This window comes from Rhizobium sp. BK376, from assembly GCF_004341625.1.
In the GTDB taxonomy this organism is placed as follows: Bacteria; Pseudomonadota; Alphaproteobacteria; order Rhizobiales; family Rhizobiaceae; genus Rhizobium.
On sequence record NZ_SLZG01000001.1, the window covers coordinates 641,019 to 664,118 of the forward strand.

Consider the following 23,100-nt stretch of genomic DNA (forward strand, 5'->3'; position numbering starts at 1 on the left):
ATAGGCAAAGGGTGACGCTCGCTCAAGAGCCGAGGTCAATAAAGCGGGGTATAACCCCGGAAATCGACCATAGACCCCCTGCTACCCAGGGGTGAACCTCACACCGGCATCAGGATTCGCAACGCTTCGCCACATTGTTTGACCAAAAGCCGGGCACACTCCTTTCGCCGGTAGGGAAAAAGGGGCCCATGTCATGACCGTCACAACGATCTATCCCAAGGTCGAGAAGACCGATTCGGAGTGGAAACAGCAACTCACGCCCGAGCAATATCGCATCACGCGCCAGCACGGAACGGAACGCGCCTTCACGGGTCCCCATTGGGACTCCTTCGAAAAAGGCCTTTACCGATGCGTCTGCTGCAACGCGCCGCTCTTCAGGTCCGACACAAAATTCGACTCGGGTTGCGGCTGGCCAAGCTATTTCGAGCCGGTCTCATCAGGCGCCGTCACCGAACACAACGACACCTCCTATGGAATGGTCCGCACCGAGATCCGCTGCGGCACCTGCGACGCCCATCTCGGCCACGTCTTTCCGGACGGCCCGCCGCCGACGGGGTTGCGCTACTGCATTAACGGGCACGCGATGGTGTTCGAAGCAGAGGCAGCAAACATGGATGAGCCAAGCCGGGATTGCGCCTAAATTATTGGAACCGGGGCAAAGAGATGATCGAATAAAACAGCTCCGTTGGCTGTTCACTTCCGGTCGCGCGCATCGTGCGCCGACTGCAAGAAGGGATCGACCTCACATGTTGCTGAAAGCCATCTCCTCCATCGCTTTGCTCGCCCTAGTCTGCCTTGGCGTTTCCGCCTGCACGACTGCAGGGGGCGGCTCCAAGCCCGCGCAAACCGCGGGGTCGACGGGCGGCGGCGGATACTAAGATCTGATTGCCGCTTCCTTGCGGATATAGATCATCGATGCGATCCGGCGTCAGAAAGACGTCTTCCCGGCGGATGACGGATCGCCTTGCCTTATCCTGCCTCAGACTGCCTCGGGGACAGCATCGAATGCTGTCTTATGCCATCGACAATCTCCTCCGCCGCGAGCCGGCCCATCAACGGCGCGAGTATGACGCCAGGATGGCCCACGGCTACATAAGCGCCCTCGACGTCGGGCAGGAAGCCCAATCTCGGCAGGCCATCGGAAAATATCGGGCGTTGGCCAACGACCGCTTCGACGAGATGCATGTCATCCGGCGCTGCGAAGCGTTTCCTGATCTTCGTAAGCGCCCGCTGCCCAACTGCAGCGGGCGAGTTTTCCTCCGCATCGTCTCGATAGGCTGCGGCAACGAAAAGCGAATGATCGTGCCATTGCCTGACCTCGAGACCGGGGCCGCAAAGGATGCGGTTGATGAACGGCGCTGAGGCGGAATAGCGCAGTAAGACTGCCGGCGAGCTTTCGACGCCGATATCAGCGCCAAGTGCCGAAGCCAGTCTGCCTGTCGCGACGCCGGCAGCCAGCACCACGATATCAGCCGACTGGGAGCCACTTGTCGTCCGGACGCCCGTCACCTTGCTGCCTGAAGTCTCGATGGCGATTATCGTCTCGCCGAAATGCGCCGTTGCTCCAGCGGCCTGCGCGTCTTTTACGAATGCGTCCGTCAATGCCGCCGGGGACAGGGCGAGATCGCCGGGTGAATAGGCGGCGCATGGCGGAACGTCGCGCAGATGCGGCTCCAGTTTCGCGATCGTCACGGCATCCACCAGCTCGACGCCTGCCCCTTCCGCCTGATGCTCGCGGATCAGTTCCTCGGTTTCTTCCGCAGTCTCCAGCCAAACCAGCGAGCCGGGCCTGATATCGCAGACGGCATCGGGAAGGACCGTGGCCAAACGCCGGTATTCTTCGACGCCGTCGCGCCGGAGACGATAGTCCTCCGGACGGGTTGCGGGAGAGCCGTTGATGAAATTGATCCAGCCGAATGCACGGCTTGTTACGCCGGATGCCGGTCGCGGGCCTTCATCGAACAGATGCACGGATGCGCCGCGACGGGCGAGATGCCAGGCGATGGCAGCGCCGACGACACCCGCGCCGATGACGGCAATGCGTAAGCCTTGTTTCGTCATCGTCATACCCCGTTGGTCGCCGGCCACTTACAACCAGCGCGGGATAACGATCGCATATGACATATGAATGACGGACCTGCGGCCTATCGGGCTTTATCGATGCGCAGTTCCATGCAGGTCAGGTCCAGCCAGCGGCCGAACTTGATGCCCACTTCGGAAAAGGTGCCGGCGATGCGGAAGCCGAGCTTTTCGTGCAGGCGGATGGAGGCGGTGTTTTCCGCTTCGATGCCGGCGATCATGACGTGGATTTCGGCAGCGGCTGCCCGAACGATCAGTTCGCGCATCAGCCCCTCGCCGATGCCCAGACCACGGCAATCCTTCTCGACATAGACGGAATGTTCGACGGTGTGGCGATAGCCGTCGAAGGCGCGCCAGTCGCCGTAGGAGGCATAGCCGGCGACCTTGCCGTTGCGTTCGGCGACGATGACGGGAAAGCCCCTGCCCTTGCGCGCCTTGAACCACTCGCGGCGGTTTTCGACGTCGACCAGCGTCTCGTTCCAGATCGCGGTCGTGTGCTCCACGGCGTGATTATAGATGTCGCGGATCTCCGGTAGATCGGCTTCGGTGGCATCGCGCAGCAGCACGGTCTGGTCCATGGATCGGTCCGTCATCTTAAATTGGAATATTCGGCACATACGCCGCGAAATCAGCGAAGTAAATCAGCTATTTCCGCATGGCTCGCAATCAAACTGTAATCTTTTTGAGCTAAGTTTGTAACGTTCCCTAAATCGGCACGAGATTCTTGCTCAGAAATGCGCTAGTTTCGTGCCGATACCCCTCTTCGCCTCCCGGTAATTGCAATGCTTCCGCGCATTCTGGCCATCCTGCTGCTTTCTGCCGCTCCGGCTTTTTCGGCCGATTGGTGGCCCTATGACAATGTGCGCTACGGCTACACGATCGAGCTGCCGCCGGAATTCGGTCTTTCGATCTATCCCGACAGTGGTGACGGGCTGACGCTGACGCCGGCCGACCAGTCTGCCAGGCTTAGGGTCTTCGGTACAACCGTGCTCAACGGCGACCTGGCATCGGAAGCAAAGATCCGCATGGCGGTCGCCAAGGTCGACGGCTGGCAGATCTCCTATTCGAAGCTGAGTTCGCACGGCGCAAGCTTCTCCGGCATCCGCCAGGACCGTATCGTCTATGTCCGCGGCGTGGCGCTCTGCAATGGTGGCGCGGCCTTCTTCCAGATCGATTATGCGAAGGCGGACATGCACCGTTTCGACGCTGTGGTCATGCGGCTGGTGCGCAGCCTCCAGCCGATCACGAAATGCACCAACAGCACGCAGGCTTTCAAACATTTGCCTGCGACAGGCTGAAACAAGTCAGCACTGCAGAGTAATGGACCGCGGCTGCGGCAACGACGAAGCCGTGCCAGATGGCGTTCTGGAAGCGCAGCTTTTCCCAGACATGGAAGATGACGCCGAGCGAATAGATGACCCCGCCGATCAGGATCAGCGCCATGGAGGTCGTAGGTATGCGCGAGGCGACAGGTTCCGCAACCAGGATGCCACTCCAGCCCATGGCAAGATAGAGCAGAATCGCCAGCCGATCGTAACGGCCGGGAAAGCAGCATTTCAGGCAGATGCCGGCCGCCGCGAAGAGCCAGATCGCAATCAGCATGGCGCGTAGCAGCGGGTCGTCGGCGCCGCGTTCCAGAAACGGCGTATAGGTGGCGGCAATCAGCACGAAGATCGCCGAATGATCGAAGCGCCGCAAGATCCATTTCGTGCGCGAAACCGGCCAGATATTATAGGAAAAGGACATGGCCAGCGTGAGGACCAGGCCAAGGCCATAGATCCAGGCAGCCGCGATCTCGCCATAGGAACTCCAGACCGTTGCATAGAAAATGAGGACGGTGGCGCCGATGACAGCGAATATGACACCCACGCCATTGACGATGGCGTCAGCGATCAGCTCATACCTGTCGTAAGCCCAGCGGATTCCGTTGAACTCGGTCATGCGCGCCATTCCCTTCGATCCTTTTGGATCGTTGCATCTCTTGAACGGCAAGGCAACGGGACGCGGCGCCGGACGCGGTAAAACTTCGTGAACGGCTGTCTCAGTGCCGATCGATCAGGACCGAGCACCGGGCGTGGCGAACGATCCGGTCGGCATTCGCTCCGAGAAAGTAGTTGGAAATATCGGGAACATGCGACCCGAGCACGATCAGATCGGCATCGCGTTCGCCGGCCACCGTCAGGATCGCTGAAGCGCATTTTCCGGCGCGGACCTCCACGACGGCGCGGATACCGGTCTTTGCGCAGAGCTCCTCGAGCTTCTTTTCCGCGGTCATGATGGCCCTGTCGACATAGTCCTGGGCCAGATCGGCAACGAGATAGCCCGGCACGTCTTCGATGACGCTCATGACAATGACTTCGCCGTCTTCGTCCGCCAGTGCGTCAGCCCGGCAGAGAATCCGCTTTGCCCTGTCCATCTTGGCGATATCCACCGCAGCGATGATCCTTTTATACATCTGAAATCCCCATGCCTTTCACCGAAAACGTCTTTGCGATTAGACACCGAAGACGGCGATAATTCCATAATAAGAATCGAATCTACCCCGGATGCTGTCAACGAATAGTGGACGCTTCATCATCAAAAAGCAGGCTTCTGTGAACAATCAAAATCCGGCATAAAGATTCCAAGTACAGCGGGCCAATGGAACTTGAGGGGATAGAGCCGGCGCCTATTTACAGGCCTGCCACAGGCGACATGCTTGTCGCCCGCGCCGGTCCCTCCCCCTTCACAACGGCGGCCCCACAACAGCGGACAGAAACGATGACCGAACACGAAACCTCCTATGCACTGACGCGGCCCGCCTATGTCGGCCAATCGCATCTTGTGGTGACGGACCTTGCTCTGGTCTCCGGCTTTTACCAATCGATGCTGGGGTTGAAGGTCATCGAAAAGACGCCGAGCGGCGAAGTGCTTGGCGTCGGCGGCCAGCCTCTTCTGACGCTGACGACGGATGCGAATGTCCGCGCTGCGCCAAGGAATGCCGCCGGTCTCTTCCACACCGCTTTCCTGCTGCCCGATCGCGTCGAGCTTGCCCGCTGGCTGCGCCATGCAGCGCACAACAATGTCGCGCTCGAAGGGGCTTCGGACCACCTCGTCAGCGAGGCGATCTACCTTTCGGATCCCGAGGGCAACGGTATCGAAATCTATGCCGACCGGCCGCATGAAAAGTGGAAGTTCCATCAGGATGGCATGGTGGAGATGGCAACGCTCAGGCTTGACCTGCAGGCACTCTACAACAGCGCGCCCGACGACAGCTGGGACGGCATGCCCGACGGGTCGGCCATCGGCCACATCCACCTTCAGGTCGGCAACATTCCGGAGGCAGACGCCTTCTATCGCGACGTGCTGGGGCTCAAGCTGATGGCACGCTATCCCGGCGCCAGCTTCTTTGCGACCGGAAGCTACCATCACCACGTCGCCGCCAATATCTGGAACAGCCGCGGCGCCGGCGTGCGCACCGAGCATATGACCGGCCTCTCCGACTACACGCTGCGCTTCAACGACAAGACCGCGCTCGACAAGGCGGTTGCGAAGCTCGACGAACTCGAAATCAAGAGCGAGAAGCGTGACAGCGGCGTCTCGCTCAGGGATCCCTGGGGTATCGGCCTGACGCTGACGGCGTAAGACCGATCGGAGCGGGATGCGCGTCTAGCCCTTCCTCGTGGAGAGCCACATTTCAAACTGATCCACGCTGTCGACTCCTCCGTCGACGACCGCCTCGTAGACATGCGCGCTCGGGATCTTGTCTGATCTTGCCGCCAGCTCGCGCTTGATCGTCAGGATGATCCGGCGGTGCTTGTCGGTGATACGTGGCAAAAGCGTCCGCAGGTGCAACAGATCCGGCTGCCGCTCGGGTTGATCGACCGCCCATATATCGACCGTCCAGTCGGCTCCCTCTTCGGTGCGGACGTTTAGTCCGAGGTAGAGCCCGTCGGGATAGGATGCGGGTTCCTTGTTCCAGCGACCCGTGTCATTCCTGAAGCGGACGGAAACCACGTGGCTGTCCATCAACATCAGCCTTGCCGCAATCTGAGCGAAGGCGGCGCGGGTTTCCGGCCCGAGGTTCTCGCAGATGACGGTGATATCTATATCCCGTCGAACCATGAGCCCCATTGCTGAACTCCCCACCCTTATCGGGCGACCGAGATCGCGAAGCATCGTTTCCAATTGCAGCAGGTCGGCAACCTGCTCTGCTTCCTTTTGAAGAAGGCTTTGCTCTTCCAATGAATCAGACATTCGTCACCCGGCAACAGCGCATGTTGCCTTCCTATTGCCGCGTCATGTCAGCTATTTAAAGTAGAGCCGATCTGGAAGCAGAGCGTCTTGGGATGATCGACCGTTGCCCATCAATTTCATTGGCTGGACGTCATCATCTGGTTGTAATAAACTTCTAATACTCATTCCATAACGCAACTTTTAATAGATTTCACAGCTGATCTCGATCGCATCGTTCCTGCATATTGACTGAGGGTCCGCATGCGGACCGAGGGGGCAGAATGACTGTGGAGGACTCCAAGCGTGTGCGTTTGGTCGCACAGCAGGTTGCAGATGCAAGCTCGCCTGACGTGCAGGCGGATATCGACGCGCTGAAACAAAGCCGCGAACAGCCTGCCTGGGTTCAGGAAGCCGGCAGCGCCATGACAACGCGCTATGGCGGGCTGCGTGCATTGATGAACCCGCCACCACCGGTCTACGAAGAGGTCGAGGCCAGAGCAGCTGGCGATGTCGGTGGCGTACCATCTGGGGGTGGCGGAGCCCGAACGGCAGCCCCGCCGCCGCCTCCGGGCAATGACGAGACCATCGTCTTTGCGGTTGGGACGCCGGTTTTCCTTGTTCGAAACAACGTGGTCGATATCGATAGCGCCCGGCAAGAGGCCGTTGCCTGGCGACGCCTTCTCACCGCGAATGCCGCGGTCATCAACAGGACAATGGTGTCGATCGGGCGGGTCGATGTGAGCAATGCCGACCGGGACTATGCCGGCACGGCCTGGGTGATCGATGACGGTCTGGTCGTGACCAACCGCCATGTCGCAAATCTCTTTGCCGAGGCAAGTGGCACCGGCTTCAAATTCAGGATCGGTTTCGACGCGCGCCACGAGATCGGCGTGGATGTCGATTTCCTCGAAGAATTCGGCAACGCTGCCTCCGACGAGGTCAAGATCGACCGCATCGTATGGGTGGCGCCCGAGAATGGACCTGACATCGCCTTCCTGAGGCTCGAGCAGATGTCTTCACCGGTCGGCCGGCTGAAACTCGACCTTTCCGACGAATTCCCGCAAGCGAAACTGCCGGTCGCGGCGGTCGGTTATCCGGCCAGCGATTCCCGTTTTTCCGACCAGACGCTTGCCAACAAGGTTTTCGGCGGGGTCTTCAACAAAAAGCGGCTTGCCGTCGGCAATCTTCTTGGCGTTGGGGATGACTTGCTTACCCATTCCTGCGCGACCTTCGGCGGCAATTCCGGCTCGCCTTTGCTCGACATCGGAACAGGCAAGGTGACCGGACTTCATTACCGAGGCGTCGAATTCATCGAGAATGACGCCATACCAGCCGCAGTGCTGCGGCGCTGCCTGCAGCGGGCGCGCGGACTGCTCGCACCGTCGACGGAGGAACTGAAAATGAGCGAACAAGGCAGCGGTAGCAGCGGTGGCGGTGGTGGTGGCGGAGGCAAGGTGACCTTCACGGTGCCGCTGAAGATTACGATCGAGCTGGACACGGCGACGCTGCAATCGGCCATTGCCGCGGCCCCAGCCGGCGGCTTGCCCATTGCGACGGTGTCGGCCACAACAAGCAGCGCTCCGACGCCGCCGGCTGATGCGATCGTATCGCCGACGAAAGAGCAGGTTCAGTCTGCGGTGCGGACAGCGCACACGCTGCTTGCCAACCGCGAAGATGTGGTCGCCATCAAGCCCGGTTACCGCTTCGAGAACGGCGAGATCACCGACCAGCGGGCGGTGGTCATCGCGGTGAAGCGCAAGATCGAACCGGGCGCGCTGGAATCGCGTGGCGTCACCCAGCTTCCGAAATATATCGACGGCGTACGCACCGACGTTGCCGTTGCCTCGGCAGCGGACATGCTTGGGATCGACCTTGGCGATGAGGCATTCACGCCGAGCTGGCACACCAGCTACAAGCCGCGGCCGGACCTGCCGCTGACGCGCCGCAAGACCAATACGAAATTCGTCATCCATTCCGGACCGGATGCGAGCTGGCCACAGCTGGGCGCGTTCCTGTCACAGACCCGCAAGTCCCTTGTCGTCGCAATGTATGATTTCGGCGCGACCAACGTCGCCGACGGCGTGCTGGATGCCGTGAAGAACAAGACCGAGACCATGTCCCTGGTGCTGCAGATGGGCGGCAAGGTGCACACGGGCGATCTGACCGATTACGAGGCGGTCGCCAAAATCCGGCAGGCCAAGGGCGACAAGTTCGATTTCGCCCCGGCGAGCGTCGGCAAGACCGGCATTTTCGATTCCGCCTACCATATCAAGGTAGCAGTGCGCGATCATACCGCCATGTGGCTGTCGAGCGGCAATTGGCAAAGCTCGAACCAGCCGAACATATCGCCGCTGACCAAGCCCGCGGATGCCGCCTCGGCGCTGCGGCTCTACAATCGCGAATGGCATGCCATCCTGGAAGACGAGGCACTGAGCAAGCTCTACGAGGAGCATATCCTGCGCGACCTCGATGACGCCAAGGCAACGCCCGAAGCGGAGGTCGCCGCCGAGCCGATGGTCTTCCTGCCCGCGGACTTTGCCGGCGAGGCATTGGAGGCAGTGCAGAAGCCGCGCTATTTCGAGCCGATTACCGGCGAACGCGAAATCGACGTCCAGCCGGTTCTGACGCCCGACAACTATATCGACACGGTCGTCCCCTTCATCCAGTCGGCCAAGACCCGGATATTCTTCCAGAACCAGAGCTTCAACACCAAGACCGTGGGCGACGGGTATCGGCGACTGCTCGACGCATTGCTCGAAAAACAGAAGGCGGGTCTCGACGTGCGCGTCATCTTCCGCAGCTTCGGCTCGGAAGACCGCGATACGATCAGCAATGCAAAGGACTACGGCTTCGACAGCAAGACAATCAGAATACAGAAGAACTGCCACACGAAGGGCATCATCATCGACAGCGAGGCGGTGCTCGTTGGAAGCCATAACTGGACGACCGCCGGAACCGGCTTCAACCGCGATGCCAGCCTGATCTTCTACGATGCCGAGATCGCCAAGTTCTACGAGGAAATCTTCCTCTACGACTGGGGCAGGATCGGGCCTGCCAAAATCAACGACAATCTGCCGCCGCCCATTCCTGTTACATCGGACAATGAAATGGCGCCGCCGCCCGGATATGTCGCTGTGCCGCTTTCGGCAGCACTTGGACGTTAGAGCTCAGTCGATATCGGTCGCTGGAACAGAACCGACCCAAGCGCGTTTATGTCGCAACGCAATGGGGCTTCGGGGAAACAAACCAGGATGGGTATCGCCAGTGGCATCCGCAAGCAGGCGGCAAAGACGGCGGCCGAGCGCCAGATGCATCTCAGCAGCTGGGCAAGGACGCTGAGAGCTGCCACCGAGGAAATGGCGAACGAGGCGCCGGTCCGTCGCGTAGAGAAGGACGGACTTGATGTCGTTTCCGCCTGGTCGATCATCGGCATCTTTCTCGTCCTTGCGGTCGCCGGCCTTTACCTGATGTCGACCATCCTGATCCCGATCACGCTTGCCGTCGTCGTCGGCATGATCCTCGGCCTAGTGGCAGAGAAACTGAGCAAGCTCGGTGTGCCGCGCATCCTGAATGCACTGTTGCTGTCGACATCAGTCGCACTTCTCATATTCCTGGCGGTCAATACCATCGTCGGACCGCTTGGGTCGCTCGCCAAGCAGGGACCGGACATGGTCCAGAAGTCGATCGATCGTGTATTGCCCTTCCTCGAAGGGATTAAATGGTTGCACATCACGCCGCAGACTTTCGAAAGCGGACCGATGTCGATCAACGCGCTTCTGGAAAATACCGGCAATATCCTGCATGTCGTCGCCGGCAACCTGACGCCGGCGCTTGTCCAGGGACTGGTCTTCTTCGCAGCGCTGCTTCTGTTTCTCGTCGGCCGCGTCAATCTGCGCAAGACCATCATCATGGCCTTCTCGGCGCGCGAACACCGTCTGGCCGCCATCCGCATCATCAACGCGGTTGAACAGGTGCTCGGCTTCTATTTCGCTACCGCCGCGCTGATCTATGCCTGCCTCGGCGTCGTCATGACGATCATTGCCTATTTCGGCGGGCTGAGCGTGCCGGCTCTCTGGGGCATCTTTGCTTTCGTCTCCAGTTTCGTGCCCTTCCTCGGGATTGCTGTCATGACAACTTCGGTTGCGATCGCCGGAATTCTGACCCACGACACGCTCATCATCGGGCTGATACCGGCGGCGGTATTCTTCTGCTTCCATCTTGCTATGGAAAACCTGATTTTTCCTGCCGTCATGGGTCGACAATTGGAGCTCAATCCCTTTCTTGTTTTTCTAGCTATCCTATTTTGGACATGGATGTGGGGAGCCGTTGGGGCTATGCTGGCGCTGCCGCTGTCACTGATCGTGATGGCTGTCGTCAGCGAGCTGTTCGTCGAGGAAAAGGCTCAGCCGCAACTGCCGAAATAGATGGTTTCAATATATGCGACGACCGGGGAGTCATCACATATCATGTCGTCCGAGATGCCGCTTCCGCAGTCTGCTCAAGGCCAGTTGGTCAATGGCCGTTCCCTCTGGGGACGGGCGGCGGCCAGGCCGATCTATGCGCCGCTTCGCCAAAGCCTCTCCTTTGACGTGGCAATCGTTGGCGGCGGGATCACCGGCGCGCTTGCTGCTGAACATCTGACGGCACGCGGCCTTTCAGTCTGTGTCATCGATCGGGAAACGCCTGGCTTGGGCAGCACGGCGGCAAGCACCGCCATGCTGCAATGGGAGACCGACACGCAGCTTTCCGAGCTCTCGCTCTTCTACGGCTTCGAAAAGGCGGCGGCGATCTATCGTCGTAGCGCGGTTGCCGTTTCCGGCCTCGCAAAACTGATCGATCGCCTCAACATCATCTGTAAATATCGCCCGCGCTCGTCCCTCTATCTCACCAGCAGCCCCGGAGGCGCCCGTGAGTTGCTGCAGGAGCTGGAACTGCGGCATCGGGCGGGACTGCCGGGCGAATATCTCTCGCACCCCTATCTGATGACGGAATTCGAGATCGAGCGGGATGGCGGCATTTTCTCGCCCGGCTCGGCCGAGGTCGACCCGCTGCTGCTCACCTGGGGATTGCTGGAAGTCGCCCTGAAGCGCGGCGCACGGCTTGTGAGCGCCTCGGCGACCAAGCTTCACAGCGAGGGCCAACGGGTTACCGTCGAGATGGACGGGCCTTACTCCATCGAGGCCAGACACGTGGTGCTGGCGACCGGCTACAGCATGCCTGGTATCGACATGCCGAAACTGCATCGGTCTACCTCGAGTTGGGCGATGGCAACAGTGCCCCAGGATCGGTCGCGGCTCTGGCGCGAGCGGGCGCTGATCTGGGAGGACAGCCATCCCTATCTCTATGCCCGCACGACGGCCGACAATCGCATCGTGATCGGTGGGGAAGATGACGAGACGATCGATCCGCAGGCCCGCGAGGCCAAGGTGCCGGAAAAGATCGCGACCCTGCGGGAAAAATTGAAACTGCTATGGGCGCAGGCGGATACGCGCGTCGATTATGCCTGGTCCGGCACTTTCGGCACGACGTCGGACGGATTGCCGCTGATCGGGCCAGTTCCCGCTATGCCCCGCGTGCTCGCTGCCTATGGCTATGGCGGTAACGGTATCACCTTCTCCTTCATGGCGGCGCTGATGATCGGCGCCATGGTCACCGATACCCGTCGCGACTGGTTCGACGATTTCGCGCTTGACCGGCCGGAACCGGGATTGGGGATGCGGCACTATGCCGGCGGGGGCGACCCGCTCATGGCCACCGTACCGCATTGAACGCGCTGGAAAGCGCAGCTTGCCTTCAGGTATTAGCCCTCAGCGAGAATTGGGAAAGCGCATCACTGCGTCGTGTCGTCGTCGCCGCTCTCGGCGATATCCTGCAGGCGAACGAACTGCACACCCTTCGCCTTCAACGCCAGAATGCTTGCAGCCACGCCCTCGCCTGAAGCATGGGTCGGCTGGTTGATGTGCGAAATGATGACGTCGCCGTCCTTGGCGGAGGCATATTGCTTCTCGACCATTTTCGGGATCAGCGAGGCGCCGGCATCGCCATTCACGGAATAGCCGGCGATGCGGTATCCCATGGCGCGGATCTGCGCGATCGAGGACAGGCTGTATTTGGCGGTGGCGCCGCGAAACCAGTGCGGCTGCGGAATGCCGTGCGCGACCATGGCGTCCGCCCCACCCTTTACCTCCTGGGCAACCGCTTCCGGCGAACCGGCGGCAGGGATGCCGTAGACGAGGGTCGGGTGATCCACGGCCGGGATATGGTTCTGGCCGTGATCCTCCAGCTCGAACTGCTCGGGATGGGCAAGGAAGATGGCAAGCGTTTCCGGATTGGTCTTCAGCCAGCGGGCGGTGACGAAGATCGTTGCCGGAATGTGTTGCTCGAGCAGCGTATTGAGGATACGCGGATCGGTCTTGCCCATGCAGGCATCGAAGGTCAGCGCGATGCGCGGCGCGCCCTTGCCCGATCGTGTCACATGCAGATGTGGTTCCACCAGCTTGATCGCCGAGGCATTCTGGACTGGCTTGCTAGGCAGGGTCGGCAAGGGCTCGACCGTTGCAGCTGACGCGGCCGAGGCTGCGGAAAGCAGTAGCACTGACAATGCGATCTGACGGATCATGGAGGCGGCCACCATTCGATATAACAAGCAGGTCCGGCGCAAATCTTGCTCGGCGACATACCGCCGCTTGCGTCCGGCAACGCCATCCGCCCGCAAGCCGTCGGAAATAAGGCAGTTCCACAGATATTGCACGAGGGTCGCGGAACTTTCCGGTAATTTTGAACCGCGGCGTTTTCGGCATCTTCCATTGCCGGTCAGGTGGCGCCGCCATTTTGAGATCCCTCCCAGCGCTCTTTGAAATCCAGCGTTATAGCCCCGCCGCCGGGCCGTTTGCCCGGAGACGAGACGTTTCGTTCGGAAAGATAAGGAAGAAGCCCGCCGACGCGGTTCACGATAAAGGGCGGGATACTTCCTTGACGCCTTTACACAGTCATAGCGGCATCAACGCGCTCCAGAGCGAGGGGCCGAGATACCCTATTCCAGCTCTATGACTTCAGCGCTTCAAGCGCTTCCGGCAGAGTGGATCCGGGGTTGTCCTTGCAGTAGTCGGCAACCTTTTCTGCGTTGGCGTGTGCCTTGTCGCCGTCAATCATCGCGTTGCCTGCTTTGCCGTGAACGTAGCCGTTCACCCACATCGCGACACCGATTTTCTTTGCCGCGGGCATTGCGCCGACCTCCTTGCAGGTCAGCTTCGACATGTCCACTTCCGCGGCCATTGCCGGGCCAATCAAGCCGATACCTGCGAGTGCGAGTGAGATTGAAAGCAAGCGTCTCATGGTCGTCCTCCCAAAGTTCGCCCCTCAGGGCAAGTGGTTGTACCAACAATTGCATTCCTTGCTTTGGAGAATTGCAAGAACGACACGACCGCAACCGTATCGGTCAAAAATCGCTCTAAAGCAAACTAAGAGAATACCACAATTCCATTGAATCAGTATGTACAAATATCAAAATTATGGAATTAATTCGATTAACGTGAGGCAATTCTCACAATAATACAGTTATAATTGCATTTTCTACATATAAATTATTCTATTTTTGATGGAGATTTACAACTTTCCGGAGGATCTGCTTCTTGCGCAAACCTCGGACTCGCAAGGCTTGGGCGGTTTGAAGCCGCTATCGGCGGAAACGGGAAAGCTGCTCGGCACGCCAACCAATTACCAGTCTTCGGCGTGACTTAATCTCGGACTTTCCGCCGTGACAAGCTCGACGCGCTGACCGGCGATGTCGATGACGGCACGATCACGCCGGCCCCTCGAATAGATACGCGAAGTTCATCTCCTGTGGGAAAGCGCTGATTTTCTACCGCTGACATCTGGTCGTCTTGCAGCCGTCGCAATAGTTCGCAGGTGCCCCGCCGTCTGAAGGGGCAGACGCCCGGTTTTTGTGCACAGCGTCCGGGTAGTGAATTGCAATGACAAGACCTGGAGATGTTGAAATGAAAAAGCTCATCGCGTCCGCGCTGCTGGCAGCGGGACTCCTTGGCGGCCTGGTGGGATCGGCGAATGCCGCTTGCGGCTCGGTATCGATCGCCGAGATGAACTGGGCATCCGCCGGCGTTGCGGCGAATGTCGACAAGATCATCCTCGAAAACGGCTATGGCTGCTCGGTCGATCTCGTCACCGGCGACACGCTGCCGACCTTCACCTCCATGGACGAAAAGGGCCAGCCCGACGTAGCACCTGAGCTCTGGATCAATGCGGTCCGCACGCCGCTCGACAAGGCCGTCTCCGAAGACCGGCTCGTCATTGCCGCCCCCCTGCTCTCCGACGGCGGCCAGGACGGCTGGTGGATCCCGAAATTCATCGCCGACGCGCATCCCGACATCAAGACGGTTCAGGACGCGCTGAAGCATCCCGAACTTTTCCCAGCGCCCGACGATCCGTCCAAGGCCGCGATCTACGATTGCCCGCCCGGCTGGCAATGCCAGTCGTCGCTCGAAAATCTCTACCGGGCGCTCGACATGGAGAAGAAGGGCTTCAAGCTCGTCGACACCGGCTCGGCCGCCGGCCTCGACGGCACGATCGCCAACGCTTTCGAGCACAAGACCGGCTGGCTCGGCTATTACTGGTCGCCGACCGCCATCCTCGGCAAATACGAGATGGTGCGCCTCTCCTTCGGCGTTCCGCATGACAAGGCGGAATGGGACGCCTGCACCTCGGTGACCAATTGCGCCAATCCGAAGGTCAATTCCTATCCGGTCTCCGAGGTGTACACCGTCGTCACCAAGTCCTTCGCAGACAAGGCGGGCGTTGCGATTGATTATCTCAAGACCCGCAAATGGACCAACGACACCGTCAACAGCATCCTCGCCTGGCAGACCGACAACCAGGGAACCAACGAGGACACGGCCCGCCAGTTTCTGAAGACGCGGGAAGACGTCTGGACGAAATGGGTGAGCCCGGATGTTGCCGCCAAGGTGAAAGCTGCGCTTTGAGCCGGATCTGAACGGGCGATTTTGAATGAGGGCCCGGCGGATGCGTTTCGCCGGGATAGCCGCAAGCAGTTGTCCGCCGCCTATGCCACCGTCAGCGACAGGAGATGGCTGATTTCATCACCCGCGCTCCTTTGCATCCTTAACGTGCTTGCAATAGTCTCCATGCCATGATCGGTTGGGTCAATGACGACTCAATGCGAAAGTGATGCAAGATGAGCGGCGAAGTGGAACTGAACGAAGCGGGAAATGTAAAAATTTCCCCTTTGTTGGACTATGAGACGCATTTGATCCCCGGGGTCGCGGTCATCCTGCGCATAGGCTATGCGGAGGACATGGAAGGAATGCAGTCGCATACCACTGAGCACCTGCAACTTACGCTGACGCCGGGACAATGCCGATCGCTTGCGGAAACCTTGCTCAGGGCGAAATCGCAGGTCGAGGCGCAATCGAGCATCGCAGCGCAGGCTGGGGCCGCTAACCCTTATCAAAATTAGCCGCCAGGGCACGTAACGCGTCCCGGTGTGGGACAAGGGGGCCCAAACAGGGGAGACCGCTGCCAGATCTCATCTAATGTCCGGCAACGGCCCCAGGCCCATGCATCTCCCAAATGGGCTACGGAATATATTATATTCCTAATAATACCATATTCCCATGTGGATGATCACTTTTCCACGATATTCACAGAGCTGATTGTCGAGCTCGGCCAGCGCCGGAAGCAGGCCTTCTTCCTTCTTCAGTGCCGTTGCGCTGATTGGCGAGGGGTCGCATCTGGTTACAAGCGTCCCCATACAGCCAACAAATGCTGGCCACGGCGGTTGTCTTGATAGCGGGCGATACATATCTTTCCGCTTAACCAATCGGAGACATCCATGAGCCGTGATCCCTACGAGCTTCTTGGGGTGAAAAAGGACGCGTCGCAAAAAGAAATCCAGAGCGCGTACCGGAAGCTTGCCAAGAAGCTGCATCCAGACCTCAACCCCGGCGACAGCAAGGCCGAGGAAAAATTCAAGCAGGTGTCGGCCGCCTATGGCATCGTGGGCGACGAGGAGAAGCGTGGCCGCTTCGACCGTGGCGAGATCGATATCGACGGCGTCGAGCAGGCGCCGCGCAACTATTATCGAGACTATGCCAATGCCGAGGGTCCGAACGGTCCCTATCACAATAGCGGCGGCTTTGCCGATTTCGGCGATGCGGACGATCTCTTCTCCAGCTTCTTCACACGCCGCAGCCGAGGACAGACGGGAATGCCGGGACAGGACCGTCACTATTCCATGGAAGTCGATTTCCTGGATGCCATCAACGGCACCACGACGCAGATCACGCTGCCTGACGGTCCGGCGCTTGACGTCCGCATTCCGCCCGGCACGCGCGACGGCCAGACCCTGCGCCTGCGCGGCAAGGGCGAGCCCGGCATCGGCACAGGGCAAGCCGGCGATGCGCTGATCGAGGTCCATGTTCGCCCACATCGCTTCTTCACCCGCGATGGCGACGACATCCGTTTCGAATTGCCGATCTCGCTCAGCGAAGCGGTGCTCGGCGGCAAGATCCGCGTGCCGACCCCGGGCGGCGCCGTTGCCGTTACGCTTGCGCCCAATTCGAATACCGGCAAGACCTTGCGTCTCAAGGGCAAGGGCGTGCCGAAGCGCAATGGCGAAGCCGGAGACGCCTATGCGACGTTGAAGGTCGTGCTCCCCGAAGGAGCCGATGCCGCTCTCACCGCCTTCGTGGAGGGTTGGGAGGCAGGCAAGACATATGATCCGAGAAAGAACATGGGAGCATGACCATGGACGAGCTTGAATTCCGTGTCTGCCTGAAGATCGACGTGACCGTGCTGGACGTCTGGGTCGAACAGGGCTGGGTCGTTCCACGGTCGACGGAAAAGGGGCGGCAATTTCGCGACGCCGATGTCGCGCGCGGCCGCCTGATCCTCGATCTCATCGATACGATGGGGGTCAACGAGGCAGGCGTGGATGTCGCCATGGATCTGCTCGACCAGGTCCACAGCCTGCGCGGCACGCTGCGCGAACTGGTCGAGGCGCTGAACGCGGAAGATGAAGCGGTAAGGCGGCGCATCGTTGCCAAAATAGAAACTATCGCCGAATAGAGATCGCGGCGAAGACCCGTCCGCTGACGGATTTGGGTGCCGCATACCATGCTGCCGGACCTAAAGCGCGTCGCGATCTCTAGGATTCGCTTGCCGCACTTTAGGTCCTTGTTGCTGCATGTCGTTGTCGCAAAACCGCTTCACACCTTTGCGCGAGATGCTTTGGTATCGGTGCGGTAACGAAGTATTGCATTTGAACCACGCGATTAACCTTTTGGTTATTTTTAGCGCGGCACGACTATTCTTTCCGAAATTGTTGTGCGAACCTGTGGCCGGATGTTCTTTCAGAATTACTGAATTATATCTAGCCGACAAACGAAGACTACATCGTATTGCTTAAAACGAGAGCGTCATTGGCGTTTTCAAGCATATTTTGGCTGGCCATGCGCGTTGTCGATATCGGCAGGGTCGATATCGACAGGTGAGATGGCCTTTGTCCGCACTATTTTTTGGATCATGGTGGTATGGCGAAAGAAATTAGAACGTTTACGGGCATCAGAGGTCTGGCCGCTTCCCTCATTGCCCTTTACCACTTTGTCACCTTCAAGACGATCGCGCCTTCCAGTCCACTGACGTTCAGCGGCGCCTATATGTCGGTCGACGCCTTCTTCATCCTGAGCGGTTTCGTGCTGGCGTTCAGCTATGCGAAGACATTTCAGCATCGCTTCCAGTGGCGGGACTACCTTCAGTTCATGTATCGGCGGTTCTGCCGAATATATCCTGCCTATTTCGCCCTGATGCTGCTCTACATCGCAAAGCTGATCGTCAACGTCAGCGGCGACGGCGCACTCGGCCACTTCACGCCTGTCGACTTCATATCGAACTTTTTCATGCTGGGGACTTGGGCGATCAATGCCCGACCCATCATCGGTCCCTCATGGTCGGTCTGCGTTGAAGTCTTCTGCTATATCGTGTTCCCGTTCTTGGTCCTTGCCGTCCTGCGCAACATCACATCGGCGATCGTAAGCCTTGTTGTCGCCTACGCCGGTATTTTGCTCATAGCCTCCTTGAATATCGGCGTCGAAGGACGACTCGACGTGGTTTTCGGCGATACGTACTATCCGACATTGCGTGCATTGTGCGGCTTTGTCATCGGTATGAGTTTCTTCAAGGTTGCGCCGCTGGTAACGAAGCACAAACGCAAGTGGGATATTGCGGTTGCGGCCTCGCTCTTGCTGATCGGCATCTCGATCTATGGCGGCCTCGGTGACGAGATAACCTATATTGGCATCGCCGTTCTCGTCTTTTCCTCGTCCTTCGAAGGACCCATTGCCAAATCGATATTCGACAATCCGGTTTCGTATTTCCTCGGCAAGATTTCCTATTCGCTCTACCTCGTTCATGCGCTGCTGGTCACGCTTTTTCCGAAGATCCTTGTGGCAGCGGAAACGAAGCTTCCTCATGCGATCGGCTTCTACTTGGTCATCGCGATATATTTCGCGATAGCTGTCGTATTTGCCACGGTGAGCTACATGCTCTTCGAGGTCAGGGCGCAGAACGGCCTACGCCGACTATGGCGCCCGCGTCAGGAAGCGGTCGCCGCCGCCTGATTTGCGACGACTTGCGAAAATTCGGCTACGACTAAAGATAGATGCCGCCGGTAGGCGCAATCCGCTACCATCGGGCAATGGATATCATCGAGGCATTCCAGCGTCTTAGTCTTGCGCTTGCAATCGGCGTCCTCGTGGGCATCGAGCGCGGGTGGCAGGAGCGCGAGGAGGCGGCGGGGAAGCGAACCGCGGGCATCCGAACCTTCGGCCTTACCGGTTTTCTCGGCGGGCTCGCCGGGTTTCTGCAGCCATTCGTCGGTCCCATGCTGCCGGCTGCCCTGCTCGTCGTGTTCGGCATCGCCTTCGTGGTCTTCAAGAGATTTGAAGCAGAGCAGAGCCAGGATTACAGCGTCACCAGCGTGGTGGCCGCGCTCGTCGTTTTCGCGCTGGGAACCGTGGCTGTTGTTTCGAACATGTCGGTCGCGGCGGCCGGCGGCGTCGCCGCGACGGCGCTGCTCGCCGCGCGCCACAGCCTGCACGGATTCCTTAGAAATCTTACCTGGCTCGAACTCAGGGCCGCACTCGTGCTTTTGGCGATGACGCTGGTGGCGCTGCCGCTCTTGCCCGACAGGACGGTCGACCCCTGGAATTCCATCAATCCGTTCCAGCTCTGGCTGCTGACGATCATGATCGCCGCCATTTCCTATGCCGGCTATCTCGCGATACGCATCGTCGGACCGAAATACGGGATCCTGTTCAGCGGTGCTGCCGGCGGCTTCATCTCGTCGACCGCCGTCACCCTGTCCTTCGCCCGCATGTCCGCCGCAAGCGCACAAGCCGCAACCAACCTTGCGGCGGGAGCCTCGATCGCGGGGGCGCTATCGATCGGGCGCGTGCTTGTCATCAGCGGCATCATGGCTCCCGTTCTCGTGCCGCTGCTGGCCGTGGCGCTCGCTCCCGTCATTCTCGTCCTTCTCGTGGCGAGTTTCTGGCTGGCGAGGCGGTCGGCGTCCGAAAAGGGTGCCGCTGATGTCCATCTGGACAATCCCTTCGAACTCATGACGGTGCTTCGGTTCGGGGCGTTCCTTGGCATCATCATGTGCCTGTCGCGCGTGATGATCGAGCGCGTCGGCACATCGACGATCTACGGCGTCGCCCTGCTTTCGGGGGTCGCCGATGTCGATGCCATCACCTTGTCGACGGCGCAGATGGTTGGCTCGGTGCTCACCAAGGAAATCGCTGCGACCGCGATCCTCTTGGCTGCAGCCGTCAATCTGATCGTGAAGATGGTGCTCGCCATTGTTTTCGGCGATCGCGGTTACTCAATACCGTTCAGCATCGCAACGATCATCGGCATCGTTGCCGGCGCCGCCGGTTATGCTGGTGCGACCATGATCAGCTGATGAAACCGGCTCGCCTAGGGACAGGCAGCGGCGTCAATCGTAGAGGTAATATTTCGTCCAGGTATCGCGCGGCACCTTCTGGCCGATCTGAAAATCCAGCGAGCGCACGTTGATGTGATGGGGGCCTGTCACGCAATCGTAGGTGAGATGATACCAGTCGCCCTTGCTGCGGAAGACGGCGCCCGGTGCCTTGATCGAGTTCTCGCCCATGTCGGGGTCGCTGAAGGTGTAGGCGATCACCTTGTCGGGCTTATAGCCGTCTTCAGCTGCGATCTTGCGCATCGCCTCCGTGTCGCAGCTCTGTTCCATGCGCTCGGAAGGATCGAGCTTCTGCAGCTGCTGCTTGATCTTCGGATCGACCGCAAAAGAAGAGGTCGCGAGGCAGACGGCCGGCAGCAGAACGGCGACGAATTTCAGCATGAATCACTAGTCCCTTGCTTATTTCCAAGCCCGAATCAGGCGCAAAACAAGGCAAAAACCCGCCTAAACGCTTGAACAGACTTGTCCCAAGGCTACGGCACTTTGTTAAAGAATGTGGTGACATCAAGGCAACGTGGAGCCACGTTGCCGCATTCCGCTGAATCAGGAAACCATACAGAGGCTTGCTTGCGCGAGGATGGAGGAGGCCAGTTGGCGCTTGATCCGGCGCGTGCCGGTCTCTATCTCTCTTCCACCAGCAGCCTTCACAAGCTTAGAGCAGAAAGCGATCGCCGTGCCGATATTCAAGGATCTTCCCGCCGCCCCCGAAGCCCCGAAGCGGCCGGCCAGCGACACACGCCACGGCATTACCCGCACCGATGATTACGCCTGGCTGCGCGCCGACAATTGGCAGGCCATGTTCAAGGATCCCTCGATCCTCGACGCCGATATCCGCAAGCATCTGGAAGCGGAAAACATCTACATGAACGCTGCCATGGCCGACACCAAGGACCTGCAGAAGACGCTCTTTGCCGAGATGAAGGGCCGCATCAAGGAAGATGATTCCTCCGTTCCCGTGAAGGACGGCCCTTTCGCCTATGGCACGCTCTATGTGACCGGCGGCGAGCAGCCGCATTATTTCCGCACGCCCCGCGATGGCGGCGAGAAGATAGTCCTGCTTGACGGCGACAAGGAAAATGCCGGCAAGTCCTACTTCCGTCTCTCCGGCATCGACCATTCCACCGACCACAGCCACGGCATCTGGGGCTATGACGACAAGGGGTCGGAATATTTCACGCTGAAGATCCGCAACCTCGAAACCGGCGAAGACCTGCCTGATATCGTCGAGAATACCGGTGGCGGGGGCGTCTGGGCGCCCGATGGCAAAAGCTTCCTTTATTCGGCGCTGGACGAGAACCACCGGCCGTCGAAGGTCTTTCATCACGTCGTCGGCACGCCGCAATCTCAGGACAGGCTGGTCTACGAGGAAGACGACGCGGGCTTCTTCATGGGCGTCGGCGGCTCGCTGCTCGACGACTATGTGTTCATCGACATTCACGACCACGAGACATCTGAATACCGCATCCTCTCCACCAAGGACCTGACGGCGGAGCCGAAGGTTGTTGCAGCGCGTGAGACCGGCATCGAATACGAGATGACCGAGGGCGGCGACGTCTTCTACATCCTCACCAATGATGGCGGCGCCAAGGATTTCAAGATCATGGAGGCGCCTGTCGCCACGCCAGAGAAGGAACATTGGCGCGAGGTGGTGGCGCACAAGCCCGGCACGCTGATCCTGTCGCACATGGCCTATGCCCGCCATCTTCTCTGGCTGGAGCGCAAGGACGGCCTGCCGCAGATCATCATCCGCGATCGCCGCAGCGGCGAGGAACATGCCATCGCCTTCGAAGAGGAGGCCTATTCGCTCGGCCTGCAGGGTGCTGCCGAATACGACACCGATGTCATCCGCTTCTCCTACTCGTCGATGACGACGCCGTCGCAGTTATACGACTACAACATGGTGACGCGCGAACGCACACTCCTGAAGACGCAGGAAGTGCCGTCAGGCCACAATCCTGACGACTATGTCACCCGTCGCGTCTTTGCGCCGGCCTGGGACGGCGAACAGGTGCCTGTAACCCTGCTCTATCGCAAGGATACGCCGCTCGACGGTTCTGCGCCCTGCCTGCTCTATGGCTACGGCGCCTATGGCATCACCATTCCCGCCGGCTTCAATACCAATTGCCTCTCACTCGCCGATCGCGGCTTCGTCTATGCCATCGCCCATATCCGCGGCGGCAAGGACAAGGGCTTTGCCTGGTACGAAGACGGCAAGATGGGCAAGAAGACCAACACCTTCAAGGACTTCATCGCGGCCGCCGACTATCTGAATCAAGAGAAGTTCACGTCTTACGCCGGCATCATTGCGGAAGGCGGCTCGGCCGGCGGCATGCTGATGGGCGCGGTCGCCAACATGGCACCGGAAAAGTTCGCCGGCCTCATCGCTGCCGTTCCCTTCGTCGACGTTTTGAACACCATGCTCGACGACACGCTGCCGCTCACCCCGCCCGAATGGCCGGAATGGGGCAACCCGATCGAGAGCAAGGAAGAATACGACCAGATCGCCAGCTATTCGCCCTACGACAATGTCGAGGCAAATCCCTATCCGCCGATCCTGGCGCTCGGCGGCCTGACCGACCCCCGCGTCACCTACTGGGAACCGGCAAAATGGGTCGCCAAGCTGCGCGACAAGACGACGGGCGACGGACCGATCCTGCTCAAGACCAACATGGACGCCGGCCACGGCGGCGCCTCCGGACGCTTCCAGCGGCTGGAAGAGATCGCGTTCGAATATGCGTTTGCGATCAAGGTCGCGGGCAAGATGTGACCGGGAG

21 protein-coding genes are annotated in these 23,100 nt (G+C 59.6%); 13 read left to right on the top strand and 8 right to left on the bottom strand.

Going from position 1 to position 23,100, the window contains the following annotated elements; translation table 11 throughout:
• Window positions 1-193: 193 nt before the first annotated feature.
• Window positions 194-640, top strand: a complete 447-nt coding sequence (gene msrB, locus EV561_RS03275) for a peptide-methionine (R)-S-oxide reductase MsrB (protein ID WP_132517529.1) — start codon at window positions 194-196, stop codon at window positions 638-640.
• A gap of 329 nt (window positions 641-969) precedes the next feature.
• On the opposite strand, the gene EV561_RS03280 is transcribed toward msrB, so the two are convergent.
• Both EV561_RS03280 and EV561_RS03285 read right to left on the bottom strand, forming a co-directional pair.
• Window positions 970-2,061: an FAD-dependent oxidoreductase gene (locus tag EV561_RS03280; protein WP_165927739.1), complete on the bottom strand. Its 1,092-nt coding sequence runs from the start codon at window positions 2,059-2,061 to the stop codon at window positions 970-972.
• A gap of 83 nt (window positions 2,062-2,144) precedes the next feature.
• Complete coding sequence (locus EV561_RS03285; RefSeq protein ID WP_132517533.1) at window positions 2,145-2,657, bottom strand: GNAT family N-acetyltransferase; 513 nt, start codon at window positions 2,655-2,657, stop codon at window positions 2,145-2,147.
• Between the two features lie 204 nt (window positions 2,658-2,861).
• Between EV561_RS03285 and EV561_RS03290 the strand changes: the two genes are divergently transcribed.
• Complete coding sequence (locus tag EV561_RS03290; RefSeq protein WP_132517535.1) at window positions 2,862-3,377, top strand: hypothetical protein; 516 nt, start codon at window positions 2,862-2,864, stop codon at window positions 3,375-3,377.
• On the opposite strand, the gene EV561_RS03295 is transcribed toward EV561_RS03290, so the two are convergent.
• Window positions 3,352-4,029: a hemolysin III family protein gene (locus EV561_RS03295; RefSeq protein ID WP_132517537.1), complete on the bottom strand. Its 678-nt coding sequence runs from the start codon at window positions 4,027-4,029 to the stop codon at window positions 3,352-3,354. The two genes, EV561_RS03290 and EV561_RS03295, sit on opposite strands and share 26 nt — an antisense overlap.
• A gap of 91 nt (window positions 4,030-4,120) precedes the next feature.
• Window positions 4,121-4,534, bottom strand: a complete 414-nt coding sequence (locus EV561_RS03300) for a universal stress protein (protein WP_132517539.1) — start codon at window positions 4,532-4,534, stop codon at window positions 4,121-4,123.
• Window positions 4,535-4,839: 305 nt separating this feature from the next.
• Between EV561_RS03300 and EV561_RS03305 the strand changes: the two genes are divergently transcribed.
• Window positions 4,840-5,703 (top strand): VOC family protein, encoded by an 864-nt coding sequence (locus EV561_RS03305; protein WP_132517541.1) that lies wholly within the window; start codon window positions 4,840-4,842, stop codon window positions 5,701-5,703.
• Window positions 5,704-5,727: 24 nt separating this feature from the next.
• On the opposite strand, the gene EV561_RS03310 is transcribed toward EV561_RS03305, so the two are convergent.
• The gene (locus EV561_RS03310; RefSeq protein ID WP_132517543.1) at window positions 5,728-6,315 is read right to left on the bottom strand and encodes a hypothetical protein; all 588 of its coding nucleotides are present in this window, start codon (window positions 6,313-6,315) and stop codon (window positions 5,728-5,730) included.
• A 260-nt stretch (window positions 6,316-6,575) separates the two neighbouring features.
• Here EV561_RS03310 and EV561_RS03315 point away from each other — a divergent pair, with 260 nt between their 5' ends.
• The 3 genes from EV561_RS03315 (at window position 6,576) to EV561_RS03325 (ending at window position 12,062) form a co-directional block, all read left to right on the top strand.
• Window positions 6,576-9,458: a phospholipase D-like domain-containing protein gene (locus tag EV561_RS03315; RefSeq protein WP_132517545.1), complete on the top strand. Its 2,883-nt coding sequence runs from the start codon at window positions 6,576-6,578 to the stop codon at window positions 9,456-9,458.
• Between the two features lie 87 nt (window positions 9,459-9,545).
• A complete protein-coding gene (locus EV561_RS03320) occupies window positions 9,546-10,718 on the top strand; it encodes an AI-2E family transporter (RefSeq protein ID WP_132517547.1) in 1,173 nt (390 codons plus the stop codon).
• A 42-nt stretch (window positions 10,719-10,760) separates the two neighbouring features.
• Window positions 10,761-12,062 (top strand): FAD-dependent oxidoreductase, encoded by a 1,302-nt coding sequence (locus tag EV561_RS03325; RefSeq protein WP_132517549.1) that lies wholly within the window; start codon window positions 10,761-10,763, stop codon window positions 12,060-12,062.
• Window positions 12,063-12,124: 62 nt separating this feature from the next.
• Here the strand turns inward: EV561_RS03325 and EV561_RS03330 are convergent, their stop codons facing one another.
• Together EV561_RS03330 and EV561_RS03335 are read right to left on the bottom strand one after the other, a co-directional pair.
• Complete coding sequence (locus EV561_RS03330) at window positions 12,125-12,913, bottom strand: polysaccharide deacetylase family protein (protein ID WP_132517551.1); 789 nt, start codon at window positions 12,911-12,913, stop codon at window positions 12,125-12,127.
• A 425-nt stretch (window positions 12,914-13,338) separates the two neighbouring features.
• Complete coding sequence (locus EV561_RS03335) at window positions 13,339-13,629, bottom strand: HdeA/HdeB family chaperone (RefSeq protein WP_132517553.1); 291 nt, start codon at window positions 13,627-13,629, stop codon at window positions 13,339-13,341.
• 662 nt (window positions 13,630-14,291) lie between these two features.
• Here EV561_RS03335 and EV561_RS03340 point away from each other — a divergent pair.
• From EV561_RS03340 to EV561_RS03365, 6 genes are all read left to right on the top strand, one after another.
• Entirely contained in the window at window positions 14,292-15,290 is a 999-nt protein-coding gene (locus EV561_RS03340; protein ID WP_132517555.1) for an ABC transporter substrate-binding protein, read from the top strand.
• Between the two features lie 212 nt (window positions 15,291-15,502).
• On the top strand, window positions 15,503-15,784 hold the full coding sequence (locus EV561_RS03345; RefSeq protein WP_132517557.1) for a hypothetical protein: 282 nt from the start codon (window positions 15,503-15,505) through the stop codon (window positions 15,782-15,784).
• Between the two features lie 375 nt (window positions 15,785-16,159).
• On the top strand, window positions 16,160-17,071 hold the full coding sequence (locus tag EV561_RS03350) for a J domain-containing protein (RefSeq protein WP_132517559.1): 912 nt from the start codon (window positions 16,160-16,162) through the stop codon (window positions 17,069-17,071).
• A gap of 2 nt (window positions 17,072-17,073) precedes the next feature.
• Window positions 17,074-17,394, top strand: a complete 321-nt coding sequence (locus EV561_RS03355) for a chaperone modulator CbpM (protein ID WP_132517561.1) — start codon at window positions 17,074-17,076, stop codon at window positions 17,392-17,394.
• A gap of 464 nt (window positions 17,395-17,858) precedes the next feature.
• A complete protein-coding gene (locus EV561_RS03360) occupies window positions 17,859-18,944 on the top strand; it encodes an acyltransferase (RefSeq protein ID WP_132517563.1) in 1,086 nt (361 codons plus the stop codon).
• A gap of 77 nt (window positions 18,945-19,021) precedes the next feature.
• Window positions 19,022-20,287 (top strand): DUF4010 domain-containing protein, encoded by a 1,266-nt coding sequence (locus EV561_RS03365; RefSeq protein ID WP_132518086.1) that lies wholly within the window; start codon window positions 19,022-19,024, stop codon window positions 20,285-20,287.
• Between the two features lie 33 nt (window positions 20,288-20,320).
• Here EV561_RS03365 and EV561_RS03370 read toward each other — a convergent pair whose 3' ends face one another.
• Window positions 20,321-20,707: a DUF930 domain-containing protein gene (locus EV561_RS03370; protein WP_132517565.1), complete on the bottom strand. Its 387-nt coding sequence runs from the start codon at window positions 20,705-20,707 to the stop codon at window positions 20,321-20,323.
• 292 nt (window positions 20,708-20,999) lie between these two features.
• Here EV561_RS03370 and EV561_RS03375 point away from each other — a divergent pair, with 292 nt between their 5' ends.
• On the top strand, window positions 21,000-23,093 hold the full coding sequence (locus tag EV561_RS03375; RefSeq protein WP_132517567.1) for a S9 family peptidase: 2,094 nt from the start codon (window positions 21,000-21,002) through the stop codon (window positions 23,091-23,093).
• The last annotated feature ends 7 nt before the right edge of the window (window positions 23,094-23,100 follow it).

Excerpts from the sequence above, each read along its gene's own strand:
- msrB (WP_132517529.1), top strand. The coding sequence starts at position 194 with ATGACCGTCACAACGATCTATCCCAAGGTCGAGAAGACCGATTCGGAG.
- EV561_RS03280 (WP_165927739.1), bottom strand. The coding sequence starts at position 2,061 with ATGACGAAACAAGGCTTACGCATTGCCGTCATCGGCGCGGGTGTCGTC.
- EV561_RS03285 (WP_132517533.1), bottom strand. The coding sequence starts at position 2,657 with ATGGACCAGACCGTGCTGCTGCGCGATGCCACCGAAGCCGATCTACCG.
- EV561_RS03290 (WP_132517535.1), top strand. The coding sequence starts at position 2,862 with ATGCTTCCGCGCATTCTGGCCATCCTGCTGCTTTCTGCCGCTCCGGCT.
- EV561_RS03295 (WP_132517537.1), bottom strand. The coding sequence starts at position 4,029 with ATGGCGCGCATGACCGAGTTCAACGGAATCCGCTGGGCTTACGACAGG.
- EV561_RS03300 (WP_132517539.1), bottom strand. The coding sequence starts at position 4,534 with ATGTATAAAAGGATCATCGCTGCGGTGGATATCGCCAAGATGGACAGG.
- EV561_RS03305 (WP_132517541.1), top strand. The coding sequence starts at position 4,840 with ATGACCGAACACGAAACCTCCTATGCACTGACGCGGCCCGCCTATGTC.
- EV561_RS03310 (WP_132517543.1), bottom strand. The coding sequence starts at position 6,315 with ATGTCTGATTCATTGGAAGAGCAAAGCCTTCTTCAAAAGGAAGCAGAG.
- EV561_RS03315 (WP_132517545.1), top strand. The coding sequence starts at position 6,576 with ATGACTGTGGAGGACTCCAAGCGTGTGCGTTTGGTCGCACAGCAGGTT.
- EV561_RS03320 (WP_132517547.1), top strand. The coding sequence starts at position 9,546 with ATGGGTATCGCCAGTGGCATCCGCAAGCAGGCGGCAAAGACGGCGGCC.
- EV561_RS03325 (WP_132517549.1), top strand. The coding sequence starts at position 10,761 with ATGTCGTCCGAGATGCCGCTTCCGCAGTCTGCTCAAGGCCAGTTGGTC.
- EV561_RS03330 (WP_132517551.1), bottom strand. The coding sequence starts at position 12,913 with ATGATCCGTCAGATCGCATTGTCAGTGCTACTGCTTTCCGCAGCCTCG.
- EV561_RS03335 (WP_132517553.1), bottom strand. The coding sequence starts at position 13,629 with ATGAGACGCTTGCTTTCAATCTCACTCGCACTCGCAGGTATCGGCTTG.
- EV561_RS03340 (WP_132517555.1), top strand. The coding sequence starts at position 14,292 with ATGAAAAAGCTCATCGCGTCCGCGCTGCTGGCAGCGGGACTCCTTGGC.
- EV561_RS03345 (WP_132517557.1), top strand. The coding sequence starts at position 15,503 with ATGAGCGGCGAAGTGGAACTGAACGAAGCGGGAAATGTAAAAATTTCC.
- EV561_RS03350 (WP_132517559.1), top strand. The coding sequence starts at position 16,160 with ATGAGCCGTGATCCCTACGAGCTTCTTGGGGTGAAAAAGGACGCGTCG.
- EV561_RS03355 (WP_132517561.1), top strand. The coding sequence starts at position 17,074 with ATGGACGAGCTTGAATTCCGTGTCTGCCTGAAGATCGACGTGACCGTG.
- EV561_RS03360 (WP_132517563.1), top strand. The coding sequence starts at position 17,859 with ATGGCGAAAGAAATTAGAACGTTTACGGGCATCAGAGGTCTGGCCGCT.
- EV561_RS03365 (WP_132518086.1), top strand. The coding sequence starts at position 19,022 with ATGGATATCATCGAGGCATTCCAGCGTCTTAGTCTTGCGCTTGCAATC.
- EV561_RS03370 (WP_132517565.1), bottom strand. The coding sequence starts at position 20,707 with ATGCTGAAATTCGTCGCCGTTCTGCTGCCGGCCGTCTGCCTCGCGACC.